The organism is Paenibacillus sp. FSL F4-0125, from assembly GCF_038008565.1.
Taxonomy (GTDB): domain Bacteria; phylum Bacillota; class Bacilli; order Paenibacillales; family Paenibacillaceae; genus Paenibacillus_AQ.
This window is the reverse complement of record NZ_JBBOZJ010000001.1, coordinates 1,937,628-1,952,402: the sequence shown is the minus strand read 5'-3', so window position 1 is coordinate 1,952,402 and position 14,775 is coordinate 1,937,628. Positions and strand designations below refer to the sequence as shown.

The 14,775-nt window shown below is 42.1% G+C and carries 12 protein-coding genes and 1 riboswitch; of the genes, 1 reads left to right on the top strand and 11 read right to left on the bottom strand.

Annotation, left to right across the window (positions count from 1 at the left end; all coding sequences use genetic code 11):
• Positions 1–206: 206 nt before the first annotated feature.
• Both NST74_RS08530 and metA read right to left on the bottom strand, forming a co-directional pair.
• Entirely contained in the window at positions 207–1,379 is a 1,173-nt protein-coding gene (locus NST74_RS08530) for an aminotransferase class I/II-fold pyridoxal phosphate-dependent enzyme (protein WP_341111488.1), read from the bottom strand.
• Between the two features lie 36 nt (positions 1,380–1,415).
• A complete protein-coding gene (metA, locus tag NST74_RS08525) occupies positions 1,416–2,336 on the bottom strand; it encodes a homoserine O-acetyltransferase MetA (protein ID WP_042125640.1) in 921 nt (306 codons plus the stop codon).
• Positions 2,337–2,450: 114 nt separating this feature from the next.
• A riboswitch (SAM riboswitch) is annotated at positions 2,451–2,581 on the bottom strand.
• 397 nt (positions 2,582–2,978) lie between these two features.
• Between metA and corA the strand changes: the two genes are divergently transcribed.
• A complete protein-coding gene (gene corA / locus NST74_RS08520) occupies positions 2,979–3,914 on the top strand; it encodes a magnesium/cobalt transporter CorA (RefSeq protein ID WP_042125638.1) in 936 nt (311 codons plus the stop codon).
• Between the two features lie 82 nt (positions 3,915–3,996).
• Here the strand turns inward: corA and NST74_RS08515 are convergent, their stop codons facing one another.
• The 9 genes from NST74_RS08515 to NST74_RS08475 all read right to left on the bottom strand — a co-directional run bounded on the left by NST74_RS08515 (position 3,997) and on the right by NST74_RS08475 (position 14,760).
• A complete protein-coding gene (locus tag NST74_RS08515; RefSeq protein ID WP_341115855.1) occupies positions 3,997–5,013 on the bottom strand; it encodes an HRDC domain-containing protein in 1,017 nt (338 codons plus the stop codon).
• A 212-nt stretch (positions 5,014–5,225) separates the two neighbouring features.
• A complete protein-coding gene (locus NST74_RS08510) occupies positions 5,226–6,107 on the bottom strand; it encodes an ROK family protein (protein WP_341111486.1) in 882 nt (293 codons plus the stop codon).
• Between the two features lie 264 nt (positions 6,108–6,371).
• The gene (locus NST74_RS08505; protein ID WP_341111485.1) at positions 6,372–9,098 is read right to left on the bottom strand and encodes a hypothetical protein; all 2,727 of its coding nucleotides are present in this window, start codon (positions 9,096–9,098) and stop codon (positions 6,372–6,374) included.
• 43 nt (positions 9,099–9,141) lie between these two features.
• Positions 9,142–9,999: a copper amine oxidase N-terminal domain-containing protein gene (locus NST74_RS08500; protein ID WP_341111483.1), complete on the bottom strand. Its 858-nt coding sequence runs from the start codon at positions 9,997–9,999 to the stop codon at positions 9,142–9,144.
• 33 nt (positions 10,000–10,032) lie between these two features.
• A complete protein-coding gene (locus tag NST74_RS08495; RefSeq protein WP_341111482.1) occupies positions 10,033–11,955 on the bottom strand; it encodes an Mbeg1-like protein in 1,923 nt (640 codons plus the stop codon).
• Positions 11,955–12,791, bottom strand: a complete 837-nt coding sequence (locus tag NST74_RS08490; protein ID WP_341111481.1) for a hypothetical protein — start codon at positions 12,789–12,791, stop codon at positions 11,955–11,957. Before NST74_RS08490 ends, NST74_RS08495 begins: the two co-directional genes overlap by 1 nt.
• A gap of 37 nt (positions 12,792–12,828) precedes the next feature.
• On the bottom strand, positions 12,829–13,968 hold the full coding sequence (locus NST74_RS08485) for an Mbeg1-like protein (RefSeq protein WP_341111480.1): 1,140 nt from the start codon (positions 13,966–13,968) through the stop codon (positions 12,829–12,831).
• Positions 13,969–14,067: 99 nt separating this feature from the next.
• Complete coding sequence (locus NST74_RS08480) at positions 14,068–14,367, bottom strand: WXG100 family type VII secretion target (protein ID WP_042125627.1); 300 nt, start codon at positions 14,365–14,367, stop codon at positions 14,068–14,070.
• A gap of 45 nt (positions 14,368–14,412) precedes the next feature.
• Positions 14,413–14,760, bottom strand: a complete 348-nt coding sequence (locus NST74_RS08475; protein ID WP_341111477.1) for a WXG100 family type VII secretion target — start codon at positions 14,758–14,760, stop codon at positions 14,413–14,415.
• Positions 14,761–14,775: the final 15 nt, after the last annotated feature.

Below are 14,775 nucleotides of genomic sequence, written 5' to 3'. Positions count from 1 at the left end.
AAAACGTTGTCTCCTTTCAAGATGACAACCCTTTCTCATACAAATGAACAGTTCATTTCCTCATCGTATCACAATCTGAACAGCTTGAAAAATGCTTTTACGTTCTTCGTAAAATCCCTTCCAGAAGAAAAGCAGCATCGCACTAAGCGATACTGCTAGTTTATACTCTATTTTTCCACTAACTCTTGATTAAAAGTATATCCCAGTTATTTCGACTCAATTTCGGCCCGTGCCGCCTCTAGTGCGTGGCCAAGATCAGCAATCAAATCCTCTGCATGCTCAATACCGACAGAGAAGCGCAGCAAACGATCATCTACACCCACAGCATTTCGAATCTCCACAGGAATATCAGCATGTGTTTGTACAGCCGGATATGTCATTAGTGACTCAACGCCGCCCAGACTCTCTGCGAATGCGATAAGACGAATATGACGAAGAAGAGGCTCTACGTATCTGGCATCTTTTAATTTGAAAGAGAAAATACCGGTATTCCCTGAAGATTGGCGATTCTGGATTTCATGCCCCGGATGATCTGGCAGTCCTGGATGGAACACTTCCGCAATTGCTGGATGCTCTAAAAAGTAGTGGGCGATTGCTAGTGCATTGCTCTCGTGGCGCTCCATACGCAGAGCCAACGTCTTCAAGCCTCTCATCAACTGATAACTGTCTGTTGGTCCGAGAACAGCACCGATAGAGTTATGTAGAATTGCTATTTCAGCAGATAATTCTACACCCTTGGATACAATTAAGCCTGCCAGCACATCATTATGACCACCCAAATACTTAGTAGCGCTATGAACTACAATATCCGCACCTAATTCTATAGGACGTTGGAAAAACGGTGTCAGCAGCGTATTATCTACAATGCTGAGCAGCCCATGGTGACGTGCCCAAGTACATACGGCTTCAATATCCGTGATCATCATCAGTGGGTTCGTTGGCGTTTCAATAAATACAGCTTTCGTGTTGGGACGACGCGAAGCTTCCAGTGCATCCAAATCATTCGTGTCTACATAAGAAGCAGTGATTCCGAACTTGGACATAATCCGTTCCAACAAACGATAGGTACCGCCGTAAAGATCCAGCGAAACGATTAGATGGTCGCCTTGAGCGAACAAGGTAAGAATCGTTTGAATAGCTGCCATTCCTGAGCTACAAGCAAATCCTGCATCTCCAGATTCCAGTTCCGCAGCTGCATTCTCAAGCACCGAACGGGTCGGACTCTTGGTGCGGCTATAATCAAACCCTGTGCTCTGACCGAGTTTTGGATGACGAAATGCCGTTGCATTATAAATCGGAAAATTAATTGCTCCTGTGGCTGGATCTTCTTGAGAACCTATTTGAGCCAGTCTACTTTCAATCCTAAGTTTGTCATCCATGATTAATGCCTCCTAATTTATATTGTAACGCTGTTATTAATAAACAATCGGGTCGATATCATAAGGCGTTTCTTGATATACATAGTAATTGAGCCAGTTAGAGAATAATAAATTGGCATGCGCACGCCATACTGCTGGAGGTGTACGTTCAGGATCATCTTTAGGGAAGTAATGTTTCGGCAAAGCCATCTCCATCCCTCTAGTCACATCACGGTCATATTCCCATTTCAAGGATAGAGGATCATATTCGGAATGTCCGGTCACAAATATTTGTTTACCGTCATTTGTAGCCACTAGATACATACCAGCTTCTTCGGATTCCGCCAGAATCTGCAGATCTGGATTATTCTCAATATCTTCACGGGAGACGTCGGTATGACGGGAGTGTGGTACATGGAATACCTCGTCAAAGCCGCGCAACAATTTAATGTTATTTTGATTTATCGTATGAGCGAAGACGCCAAAGCATTTTTCAGGCAATGCCACTTTACGAACACCAAAATGATGATATAAGCCTGCCTGTGCCGCCCAACAAATATGCATGGTTGAGGTCACATTATCCTTGCTCCATTCAAAAATCTCTTTCAGCTCTTCCCAATACGATACTTCCTCGAACTCCATTTGCTCTACAGGAGCACCTGTAACGATTAGGCCATCCAAACGGCGGTGACTGATCTCGTCAAAGGTTTTGTAAAAGCTCTTCAAATGTTCAGCAGAAGTATTCTTGGAAATATGGGATCGTGGATGCAATAACGTAACATCAACTTGTAGTGGCGAATTTCCAATTAAACGCAGCAATTGAGTCTCTGTCGTCTCTTTCGTCGGCATGAGGTTCAGAATAGCAATCCGTAGTGGACGGATATCCTGATGGAAAGCCTGACTTTCGTCCATCACAAAAATATTTTCTCCGGATAGTACTTCTTTCGCCGGTAAACTGTCGGGAATTTTAATTGGCATTGTCTTTCCACTCCTTAGCTGAATTTAGTTGTTTTGCCGCTCTGCGGCTTGCTGAACAATAAAAAGACCTTTCTCGGAAATCGAGAAAGGTCATATCTACAGTCATATGCGCCTCTCTCATCTGCCAGAATGTTCCTGAAGACGATTAGTCGTCTGCAGAAGTTCCGCAAGAATTAGCACCGTGCGTTTACACGCCGGTTGCCGGGTTTCATAGGGCTAGTCCCTCCACCTGCTCTTGATAAGATTTAGCTGTATTCAATTAAATTACTTTAAAATTCACTTTAAATCATGAACCTCCTTTTCGTCAAGTCCATACAATGCTGAAGAAGCCTCAAAATCACAATAAATTTGCTTGAAAGAGGCATACTCCGTTGTTATACTAGACAAGTATTTCATACCTGAACGAAAAGAAGAGGTGAGAAGAAGAATGGAAGGCGACCCGAGCTCGCAAATTAGTGTACAGAATGAGCAACCACACAGGATAATCATCAGCTTGCCGGCGGCGGGAGCAGTTCTTCTTCATGCCCTCGAAACGTCATTTGGCCCTATGTATTGATGTAACGCCGGCCAAGCTGATTTTTTTCTCTGTGCTTAATTTAGCAGTCCCTGGTGAAGACCTGGGGATAGGAGGAGTGAAATCAGATGAAAATCCGGCTGGTGAATGCAGGGGTTTTTACACCTATTGATGAAATTGATGAAACACTGACACCCCCAACGGAAGGGTTCTATTGGATTGACGCCGATGTAGAGGATTTAGAGCTGCTTCAGCCTTTGTTCAATCTACATGATCTTGCTGTTGAGGATTGCCTTAGCGAAGAGGATCAGCGTCCGAAGATAGAAATATACGAAAGCCACTACTTTATAGTTGTAAATAGCATCCGCTTTGATGATGAAGAAATTTTCCTACGGGCGCTCAATGTATTCCTTGGAAGACATTACATCATCACTGTAACGAAACAAAAGATCAATGAACTTCGAATCCTAAAGCCTATGCTCTGGGAGCAAGAGGTAAGCGAACCGGATATGTTCCTTTACTTACTTATTGACCTTGTCGTGGATAACTATTTTTCCGTCGGCGACCGGATTGAAGCTCGAATTGAGAAGCTTGAAGAAGATATCCTAATGCATACCAAGAAATCTCATCTAAGTGAGATTATCGGTCTGCGAAGTGAAATTCTATGGTTGAAGAAAATGCTGGGACCACAAAAAGAAGTAATCAATACCCTAAATAAAAAAGATCTCCGTCTGATTGATGATCAGCTGCAGAAATATTTTAGCGACATTTATGAAAATGCGGTTAAAATATCTGAAACCTTTGAGACGTATCGCGATCTCATGGGCAACTTACGAGAGGCCTACCAATCCAGTATCGCCAATCGTGCGAATGAAATTATGAGAGTGTTTACTGCGATCACAACAATATTCATGCCTCTGACCGTAATTACCGGAATCTACGGTATGAACTTTGATCATATGCCCGAGCTTCATACGAAATACGGCTATTATGGCGTTATAGGCGTTATGTTGACGTTAGGCTGTGGGATGCTGTATGTTTTCCGCAAGAAGGAATGGCTATGAAACGAATCGGACGAATAAGTAAGGCGAAGGCTCTGTAACCGTAAGGTATAAGGTAGCCTTCGTCTTTTTTGTATGTGGACAATTAAAAACTAGTTGCCATCCCCATTTTATGCGTCTGCTCTCGACGGAAACGAATGCGGATCAATCGCAGGCGCTCATAGTAAATATCCAATCCTTCAGCAGCGGAAAACCCCTCTCCATAAACCTTATTTAACACCGGTTTTAGAAAGAGATCACCGAGCTCCACATATGCATTCCATACCGCTTCTTGCTCATTCTGTGGCATATTACCAAGCTCTACATGGATCAGCTTCTCAACGGAATAACCTTCTCTTTCTAGTTCCTCTACCACTTCAATCAGTTCACGCCGGTTCACTCCACTATTCACCTTAAGCTGTTCCAAGCCCAATCCACTCTCGATCCCCTGCAGTAAAATCCGCCGTAAGCGCAGTCGTTCGAGCTGCTTCTTATATTTGACCTCTTTCTGTTTATAAAGCCAATTTACAAAAGACTCCTCTTCAATTACTTCGTGAACCCAATTTAGAGGAAAGGAATGCTCCCTTGCCGCCACAGTAGTTATTGCCAGCCAATCGGTCCCAAACTGTGCTACCTTACCTTCTCCTACACCTGGAATTTGCAACAGCTCCTCTGGCGTATGCGGTAGAAATGTGCTTAACAAGCGCAACAGACGATTACTGGCGAGAATATAGGGCGCCTTACGTTCACTCGAAGCTTTTCCACGGCGCCAAGCACATAATTCCTCATAAACAACCTCATTCCCATGATGTTCGCTGTAATATTGAAGCTTCAGTTGCTCCTGATTCCGTCCAGTAAGACTATCCTCCTCGTGGAATATCCCATCAATTAAGGGGCGATAGCCATCTCCCATCTTCACCGCTAGCTCATGCCTGTATACACAGAGCATTTCATTCCAAGAACCACCTTCATACCATAAATTCTCGATGTAATTCTCCCCCCCTGAAAAATCGCGCCAGCCCAAACTCCAGATCCCCTCTTCCTCTCCAATCCACAGCTGGGCGTACATCTCTTGATCCACTCCAGATATTCTGGATAAACGGTTCATAAATACAATTTGCATATTCATCCCTACCTTTCTCAACTTACAGCAAGCACAATAACTTCCCGGACAGAGCCTTCTTCGGAACGAACAAATCCTTTCTCAAGTAGACCCCGAAACGCAAAAAAAGCACCTCTCTCACGATAAACGTGAAAGAGGTGCTTCCTCATTAAGTGCTATACTGTTAAATCCTAGAATACCATATATTACCGAACAGTCAATGTCTTTTTATACTAGCTTCTAGCTAGAGCTAATGTAGCCAGTCCAATCGCTCCAGCAAGCCCAGCATTATCTCCAAGACCTGGTGACACAACATAATTATCAATGTCGACATTAAGCGATGGATGCTGAACATAACCGTTCAATAGCTCTTGCAGCTTGGTACGAATTAACGGGAATAGGTGGCTTTGCTTCATAACACCACCGCCCATGACGATTTTTTGAGGAGACAGAATCAGTACATAATTCATGAGTGCATGCGCAAGATAGTGCGCTTCCATCTCCCATGCCGGATGATCCACCGGAAGGTCGCCTGCCGGTTGTCCCCAGCGTTTGCCGATCCCCGGACCTGCGGCTAATCCTTCAAGACAATCGCCATGATATGGACAGTATCCTTCAAACGTATCTTCTGGATGTCTACGAACTAGAATATGTCCCATCTCAGGGTGAGACAATCCATGGACCATCTGGCCGCCAACAACCGCTCCTGCTCCAATGCCTGTCCCAACCGTAATATACAGACAACTGTCCAGACCTTTAGCTGCTCCCCACTTACTCTCTGCAAGCGCCGCACCATTCACATCCGTGTCAAAGGCGATCGGAACGTTAAATTGCTCAGCCATGGTGCCTACCAGATTATATTGTCCCCAATGAGGTTTTGGTGTCGTTGTTATGTAACCATAAGTAGGGCTGTCCAGTACAGGATCAATAGGCCCAAAAGATCCGATTCCGAAAGCTTCTACATTCTTCTCTTTAAAATAATCTATTACTAGTCCCATCGTTTCTTCCGGTGTAGTTGTCGGAAAGCTAACTCGGTCGACAATGGTACCGTCCTCATAACCAATCCCGCATACAAACTTTGTTCCTCCTGCTTCAATCGCTCCCAATAGCTTCACAGCAATGATCTCCCTTTCTCTAGTTAGAAGTAAATACGCTACCCATACAAAAATGAATAATATCATTTAAAAAAGCAATCACCAGTCCTAATTATACGTCGAATGAAGCGCTATCACAACAAGTATAAACGCCTTCGGCATCCTGATAAGGACCGTAAGCGTTTAAGCGAGAAAGATAAGGATAATGTATAGCGTGAAACTTATTTGTCTTACAATTTAATAAAAACACCCTCCATGCAACTTTGCATGAGGGGTGTCTGTCCTTTAGTTATTCAAGTCATCGAACATGGAGCCTTTTACCGTAACCTCAATCTGATCCAGCGGCTTAATGCCGTTTAATTTGCCTAATGATTTGTAGGCATTGGTACTCTTGGACAGCTCCACATCTGCCAGCCAAGCCTTCACATAGTACTTGCCGTCTGGCATTTCAGCTGTAGTATAGACAGGGAGTTTGTCTTTGTTGATCGTAATTGTTACTGTAGACTTCTCCGTGATCTTGTACATATGCTGATTCAAGCCTACATATTCACGGTATTTGAAATTATTGAAGCTACCCAGTGTGCTAGACTGCGAGTAACCTTCCAGGATATTCTTCCAGAATTCATGGGTGCCTTTATCACTTTCTCTATCCTGTGAATATGGAATTTCTTCTACCTCTTTAGTAAAGCCTTTCTCAACCGTCAGCAATTTCTCATTATTCACACCCGTGTCATTCTCTACTGATAATGCTGCTGGCTTTCTCGCAAAGTTATTACCGTTTTTGCTGAGCGGCTCATTCCGCAAATTAACCGCAACCTTATCCTTATTAATATACATAAGATCAGTTTCATAGCGGAATGATTTCGTAAGGTCTTCAACAAGCTCCTTATGATCCACGGTGTCTTTATCCGTGTCCTTAAACATCACTGTCTCCAGCGTAAAGGTATAGGTTCCAACTGGATTAAAATAATACCCCGATTTAATTGGATAATCATAACCTTGCAGTTGTTTATCAGTTGCAAACACGGCAGTGTCGTAAGCAGCTTTGTTGTTAATCATTTTTTTTGCGGTATCTCTGGCCTTCTTATAAGCTTGAGCCATGCTATTCTCTACCTTCCAGCCAATATCTCCGCTTGCTTGCTGTGTAAAGATCCGTTCGAATTTCCCCTTAACCTTCGTCCAGTCCTGCAAGATCTTATTCTCATCTTCATGAGCCATCCAGCGAATTACATTATAGTTGTAAGGTTCACTTGTCCAGAGTAGCTTTCTGATTAACGAATCTGTTTCATTTTTGTCTATTGAATTCTTATATAACTTCGGCGCGATTTGTTCGAGCCCATTATAAATATAGGTCCGAATGGTTTTGACGTCTTGCCCGGGTGTAAACGGAGCCGAGGTGCTGCCGCTCGTCGTATATGTTTTACAAGATTCAACATCTTTGCCTTCCGCGTTCTTACTGGTGCTGCAAACCTCATAATCACGGGTATAATTTCTGCTTACAGTACCTTGGAAACTTATATTTCCTGACTTCTGATTAGGTGTGTACGGAGCTGGATTACTATACCATTTGCCATTAACCGGATCATCACCAAAATCAGGGCGCTGCAAGCTAGCAATGATGTCAGGTTTTCTCACTATTGTACTGGCAGCATCATTCACAGCGGGATTGTTCTCCACTCGAAAATAGCGATAGATCGCATCCGTATTATTAGTAACTTCCAAAGCACCTGTAGCATTGCCACTCCAAGTGAAATTAGCATAGGGCGGCTGTAAAACAGCTTTTATAGCAGCGCCATCAGCTAAACCGAAGTTCACTTTTTTCGATAACACATTGTAATCCAGATCAAAAGAGCCTTTGGTCGTTGGCATCGCGGTGACCTTCTGAATCCATCCATAAAGCTCATTATTTTCGTACAAAACTTCCTTAGGTGACTTTTGACTGTTCAGATTAAATCGTATGTTCACATCCCCATCAGGCATAGTAAATGTCGCGTAAAGAATATTGTCCGCCGCATTAGCTGCAAGCTTAATTTCACCAGCCAACGTTGACGCATGGCCGTGGTATTTTACGGGAATTTCCTTCCCGTTACTCGTAATCTTCCAAGCAAAATCTGTTGTTTTCTGGGTAGCGAAACTGGATCTGAGTCTAATCCCAACAGTTACCTCTTGTCCCTCTAATGCGCCGGTTGGCATCGTTTCGAAATGAGGGGATAAGTCATTTACCTGCAAAATAAAAGGAGCGATAGGAATGCCTAAGTAAGTGATATTTCCGTTAGAACCCTCAATGTAAATACGACCCGATCCCCATGACAGATATGTAGGCGGTTGCAGGACGTGTACATAATCTATCCACTGCCCCCCCTTAGACGGAGTCGCATCACTTGTATACACAGGACTGCCTTTAAGTGTATTGTTTTGATTGTTATAGATGAATTCAGCGTATGTTTTTTCAGCGTAATCTCTATTTAATCCATCGATAATGGATTTTTCAAAAGTTCCATTAGAATCTTTCAGATATTCACTTTTCTTATTGCTATAATCATCGAAATTATTCTCTGTAATATTGTACAACTCTTTAACTTTTTCATTTTTCCATGGACGATGAACCATATTGAAATCTTGTATCTGCTTTCCACTCCAACCTGCATACCAGGGCGCGCCTTCCGCTGAGACATCCTCGCCATCTTTTGAATAACCAGAGAAGGCATGCATTTTACTATGTTCCAACCAGTAATGAGGCTCTCCGTAAACTATTTCATAATTATTACGATTAGAATCAATACTTTTTTGAAGTAAATCTTTTCTTAGGTCCCTGCTACCTACTTTAACTGGGTAATAATCAGGCCAGCCATATATATTTTCCATATCATTATTAATATATTTTATAACTTCCTCTGGTGTTTTAGGTAAGCTCTCCAAAGGATCGTCTATCGCTTCCTCTGAGAAAACAAAAGTATTAATAGATTGAAATAATAATACGATTATCGCAAAAATACGTATAGATTTTTTCATATATTCACCTATCTCATAATATTTTCATATCTATTCATAAATCCTATTTCCTCCATATGGAAAGATGCACACTCCCCCACTCCTTAGATTGCACTATAACTTTAAAGTTTTTATCTGAGAATTCCTTTATTGGTAATACATCCACTCTTTCTCTTTTAGATCTTACATACTCCATAATAGAATCCACCACATTACTTTCAATCTTTTGTTTTAGAATTTCTTCTGCCTCATTAGCTGCTTGCACAGGATCAGCATCTTTAACTTCATATTGAACTGTGATTTGGAAAAGGTATTTACCCTCTGCTGGCTCAGAACTACCAAACACTGTGAGTTTAGAATTTGAAATATAGACAGGTTCCCTATTTGGTCCTAACTCAGTGTATGGAATTTTAAAACCTTCAACCGTTGCTACTTTTGGTTCACTTGAATTCCCTGTTTCTGGGGTACTCGTAGGAGGCTCGTTACCCGGAGTAGTTATATAAACCGTCTTCACGGCATCATCCCATTTCACGTTTACACCGAGCCCTTCATATACAAAACGAAGCGGGACAAACGTTCTTGATTGCTTAAACAGTGCAGCCGTATCCATTTGCTTCGTCGTTCCATTAAGCTCATAGCTCTTTTTCCCGATATAGACACCCATGGTTTTGCCTTCAAGCGAAATTGTCGCTTTTTTAGCCTTACTGTCCCATAACACCTCAGCTCCAAGAGCTTCACTTATAAAACGAACTGGAAGCTGAACTCTTTGCTGCGCATCAATAAAAGGCTGGGCATCTGGAAAAATCACCTTTTCTCCATTAACTACTACCCTCAATGGGAGACTTGCGGCTAGCCCCGTAAAACTCGAAGAGAACAGGGCTACCATTAATAATACAACCAGCGAACTCATTATTTTTTTCATATAACTACTCCTCTCAATTTAGTTGCCTATTGCTTAGTTCAGGCGCATTGTAGTAGTACTTGCACGGGCAGCCGCAACAATCTTGGATTCGATGTCTCGATATTTTGTTATCGTGTATTTTAGGCCTGCGGTTTTGCTATGAATTGCTGTTGTTACACGATTTTTTTGTGTCCTAACTTCATTGCTTATACGCTGCAACTCTCTTAATTGGGCTTGCACATAAGATTCACTATAAGCTCTGCCCACATTAGAACTTACTCCAGAAGCTATAGACAATATCCTTTCGACGATTTCAGCAATGCTCTCCTCCTTACGCACCAGGCTTTTCTGCAGACTCTCCAGTTTATCCATATTCGCCAAAATCTTGGCTCCTTGAATGACACTGGCGGATGCAACTGCAATTTTCGTTATAGTTTTTGTTATGGTCGATTTAACTTTGCTGATTGCTGAATCTTTAATGGCACGGGCACCAGCGATAAATTCATCCTTGGTTTTCTTGATTTTAGCTTTTACACTTTGGAATATATCTCCCATTTTCTTCATCGCTTTGTCTTTTACACCGATCCAATATTCCTTCTGAGCTTTTACATATTGAATAGTGTTATCCACAAACCGGTTGAAGCCATCTTTCATTTTCGTCATAACATCAGAGACTGCTTGTTTTACCTTTTGTGAAAACTCCGCAATTCTTTCACCGATTAGATTAGTGACTCGGACAGCTTCTGTAACCATATTCGTTACAAATTCAACACTTTGATTATAAAAGGAAACCACTCTCTCCTTGATGTCTTCCACCTTTTGCTTAATCCAGGGAATGACACTGTCAATGACAAAACCGATTATATAAAGCGCAATCAATGCTTTTATAGTACCAACGAGTACAGCTAACGCTGTAGTAATCGCCGCAGTAACAACTGCAACAGGCCCAACAGTCGCCAGTAATACTCCAACTACCGTTATTCCTGCAATCGCTAATGGCCGTAAATCCACTTCCCCATCCAGTACTTTGAACACCCCTTCAACCAAACTCTCCTTCAGAAAATCAGGGATGACCTCCAAACCAACCGTAATATTATGCACGAGGTTAGGAACTAAACCCCGTGTCTGGGAATCCGAAAGTAGAAAGGTGTTGTTTCCATTGGTCTTCAGTGAGAATAAGGAGTGATGAGCCAGTACGTCATCCCGTTCAGATTCAGTATCTATATAAATACCTGCCGAGGGATTTAGGAATAAGGCCGGTACGATGTCATATTTATTCCTGAACTCTTTGATTTGCCCTTTTTCATTCATTTCATCAATATTCGATTTGAACTTGTCTAGTACATCTCCATTAAATCCCGGAGCATTAAAGGTTGAAGCCGAAATGAGGTGTTTACGCAGATCCTCCGACAGAATAAAGGAAGAATATAAAGCCAGGTTGCCTCCTAGCGAATGCCCGGTCAAATATAAATCATAACTTCCGTCGGTCTTAAAGCTTTTCATATACTCTCTCGCTTCCGTTTGCTGCATAGCTTCAATGGAATACGCCGTTGTCCCGTTATTTTTCCAGTCATTGCGGTAAAGTGGGTTTTCCATAGGTTCACTACCCCGGAACGCAGCTACCTTTTCTCCGTTAAGGGTATCCACTGTAAATGCAACAAAGCCTGATTCCTCTTTTTTATTATGAGAGACGATATTGGAAATCTCCCAATTCTTATATGGAGGTTTATTCATCTGCTCTATGAGAACAATCCACTGGTCGTATTCTTTAACTCCGTTAAGATCGTTGGGAAAGCGCTCTTTTAATTGCCGCTGACCTTCGGGTGTAGAGTAGAAACCGAGAACTTCACCCAGAGTGATTTTGTCGTTCTTACGTGTATATATTTTCCCAAGGTCTTTATTATCTAATATATCTAAATAAACAATCTGGGAGATTTGCTTTAACTCAATCTCTGAAAGAATATCAGGATCAGCCATTACAATCCCCCTCTTTGTTTAAAGCTTTCCATTCTTTTCTCTTTCCATATTTCATAATACTCTTCTATTTCTTCTCGGGATTCTTCAATCTCCCCATCTGCCCCTAAACTGTAACCAACCATCGTTACAATGTTAACTATTCCTGTTTTCTTCGTTTCATCACTATAATAAAGATCCACATCTGATTCTGTCTTTTTGATGTCATCCAAGCGACTATGAGCTTCAGGAGTGAGGTAAGCTATAGTAATTAGACTACTGACATATTTGTTTTCCTCTAGCCTTTTCACAAATGCTAACTGGGCTTCAATTTCTTTATCCCGATCCGTGTTTCCTTTATTATCCATATAGTTATCACAATTTAAATATACTGTTACAACCTGCGTATTCGTTGGATATAACTTCAGAAATTGCTCATAGGATATCTTGGTATCGCTATGTTCGGGATAAACCAGACCTGTTTCGTTGGCGACGATAACCTTACTGTCAGGCCAAATACTAGCAGCCATTTCTTGAATGTGTGGTTCCTCATTTCTGGCAACTACTTGGTTTAAGTACTTGTCATAGACCTTTTTCAGATCCTTCGTAATTTCAACAGGAAATCTTAGCGTTTCATCTTTTTTCGGATAAACCATCGCCTTCAACGTATTGTTGTTCATCGTTCCCCAGCCGCCGCCTATACCGTCAAGGACAAATTCCTCTCCATACTTTTCATGTAAGGAGCTCAAAATTTTCTTTGCCGCTTTCTCATCTTTGGACTCAGATCCACAACCCATAAAGCTAAACATTGATACTAACAACATCAGAGTCAACACCTTCCTTGTACAAATCTTGTTCATGCAGCTTCGCTCCTTTGTGATGACGATCCAGTTCATGCTAGAATTCAAAATCCAGCTTCAATTCCGGGAATTTGAACATTTGATTCATGTAAGTTTCAACCACCTTATCGAGGTGTCCTGTCATTTGGTTAGATAGCTTCTCCATACGTTCCATGATGGCGTCCGTCAATTTATCGAGCCACTCCTCAATATGATCTATCAGTTGATCCCCTATCGGACTGCAAATCAGAAGAATGGATAAGACAGCCTGTGTAATTTCATTAAACTCCTCCGCCGCTTCCGCTGCCTCAAGCATGGCTGCCTCAGATAATTGCTCGAACTTCGCATGAATATCGTCAAAGAGAAAGGATTCCGGAATATTATTCATTTCGGTTCTCCACACACTGAACTTTTCATCCACCATTCGCTCATATTTGTGAGCAATTTCAGTCAGTGCACCTCGTACTTTTCCAACATCCAGTTGATCTATTAAGGTAAAGATCACATACCCCAAATGATCTGATGCACGTTCGGTTAGTCCGACGGTATCCCCAAATCCACTCATAACAGCATCAAAAACAGGCGTATGCTCTTCCGTTAAGGTATTAATCCTGGACAACATAGCATAGGCATTCCCTTTTTCACCTGTAATCACATTCCCCTGGGAATCAAAGGTATACCGCTGCCAAAGAGAATCAGGAATTAAGAAATCCGTTCCTTCTATACCCGATCTAGCAAATACAATCTCTTCGTTATGTTTACCTAATGCAGATACAAGACTGTTATAGGCCACAATATTCTTAACCTGAACCTTCCCACTTTGCTCCATGGTCAAAAGGTTTGCGATTCCCGGAGCATCGAATACTACACCACCGATCCCCTCATTAACCGATGCTGCATAAAGGGCTAAAGCTCCGCCCATGGAATAACCTGTAACTTGGCAATTCCCCTCTCCTTTGTTCTTCAGTACAAATCTTGAAGCTTCCTCCGGCATACTGCTTTGGCCGCTTAACAGAGACTGAAGATCAGCGAGCCAATCCGCGCCTTTATATGTAAAGATAATTAATCTATCGTTATGCTCATCTTTATAGGCATAGGCTGTTGCACCTGCAAAAGCCAATTTATCTGTTAGTTCGAGACCATCTGCTGCTTCTAGAACGGTTGCCAGTGTTATGTATTGTTGTTCGGTCAGCTTCATTTTCAGATCCCCCCCAAATAAAAATCACTTCATCATTCCTTAAAATCATACTAACAAGGCAGATGATTCAAAGATCTGCCTTGTTATGTACAACCCGCATTATTTTCCGCGCAGTTTACTTGCCATTTCTTGCTCAGCTTGTTGCTTGATGTTAGCAATTTGTGTTAGGTTCTTGCTGATATTCTCTACACAGAGAACCAGCTCTTTAAAACTAGGCATAAGTCCGTCGAATTGTTGTACAAAAGCAGTCTGTGATTCTCCTTGCCACCAACCGCTAACGGCATGGATTTCAGTTTGCAATTGTTTGATAAGTGTATCTGCATTGCTTGCTTTAGTCTTGATTGACTTAGCTACACCAAGTGCCTGATCTGGATTAAATGTAAGATTGTTTCCCGCCACATTATTCACCTCCTTTCAAAGCAGCTCTACCTCAACACCCTGTCACTACTTTTGGCTTTGCCTTTGTTTTTCCAATTGCTTTTGCTTCAGCGCCTCTTGCGCCGCTTTCTCTGCCAGCCTTCGCTTTTCTTCTCTCTCTTGTTCGGCACGGGTCACTTCTGAAGCCACTCTTTGGACTCCACTTTCGAGCCTATCCAGCGTTCTGAGCAAGGTCTTAATCTCATGATCCAACTCGTTGTATTCACTTTGAAATGCCTTAGAAGCTGTACCGGTCCAATAGCTGGCTGATTGTGTATAAACACTTTGCAGCTTTTTTGAAGCACTGTTCACTTCATTAGTTAAACTATGGATCTGTGAAGCGTTTCCCCTGATTTCTGATGGACTAACTGACACTTGCTGCACCTCCAT

Coding starts and splice junctions, on each gene's coding strand:
- NST74_RS08530 (WP_341111488.1), bottom strand. CDS start 1,379: ATGGATGACAAACTTAGGATTGAAAGTAGACTGGCTCAAATAGGTTCT.
- metA (WP_042125640.1), bottom strand. CDS start 2,336: ATGCCAATTAAAATTCCCGACAGTTTACCGGCGAAAGAAGTACTATCC.
- corA (WP_042125638.1), top strand. CDS start 2,979: ATGAAAATCCGGCTGGTGAATGCAGGGGTTTTTACACCTATTGATGAA.
- NST74_RS08515 (WP_341115855.1), bottom strand. CDS start 5,013: ATGCAAATTGTATTTATGAACCGTTTATCCAGAATATCTGGAGTGGAT.
- NST74_RS08505 (WP_341111485.1), bottom strand. CDS start 9,098: ATGAAAAAATCTATACGTATTTTTGCGATAATCGTATTATTATTTCAA.
- NST74_RS08500 (WP_341111483.1), bottom strand. CDS start 9,999: ATGAAAAAAATAATGAGTTCGCTGGTTGTATTATTAATGGTAGCCCTG.
- NST74_RS08495 (WP_341111482.1), bottom strand. CDS start 11,955: ATGGCTGATCCTGATATTCTTTCAGAGATTGAGTTAAAGCAAATCTCC.
- NST74_RS08490 (WP_341111481.1), bottom strand. CDS start 12,791: ATGAACAAGATTTGTACAAGGAAGGTGTTGACTCTGATGTTGTTAGTA.
- NST74_RS08485 (WP_341111480.1), bottom strand. CDS start 13,968: ATGAAGCTGACCGAACAACAATACATAACACTGGCAACCGTTCTAGAA.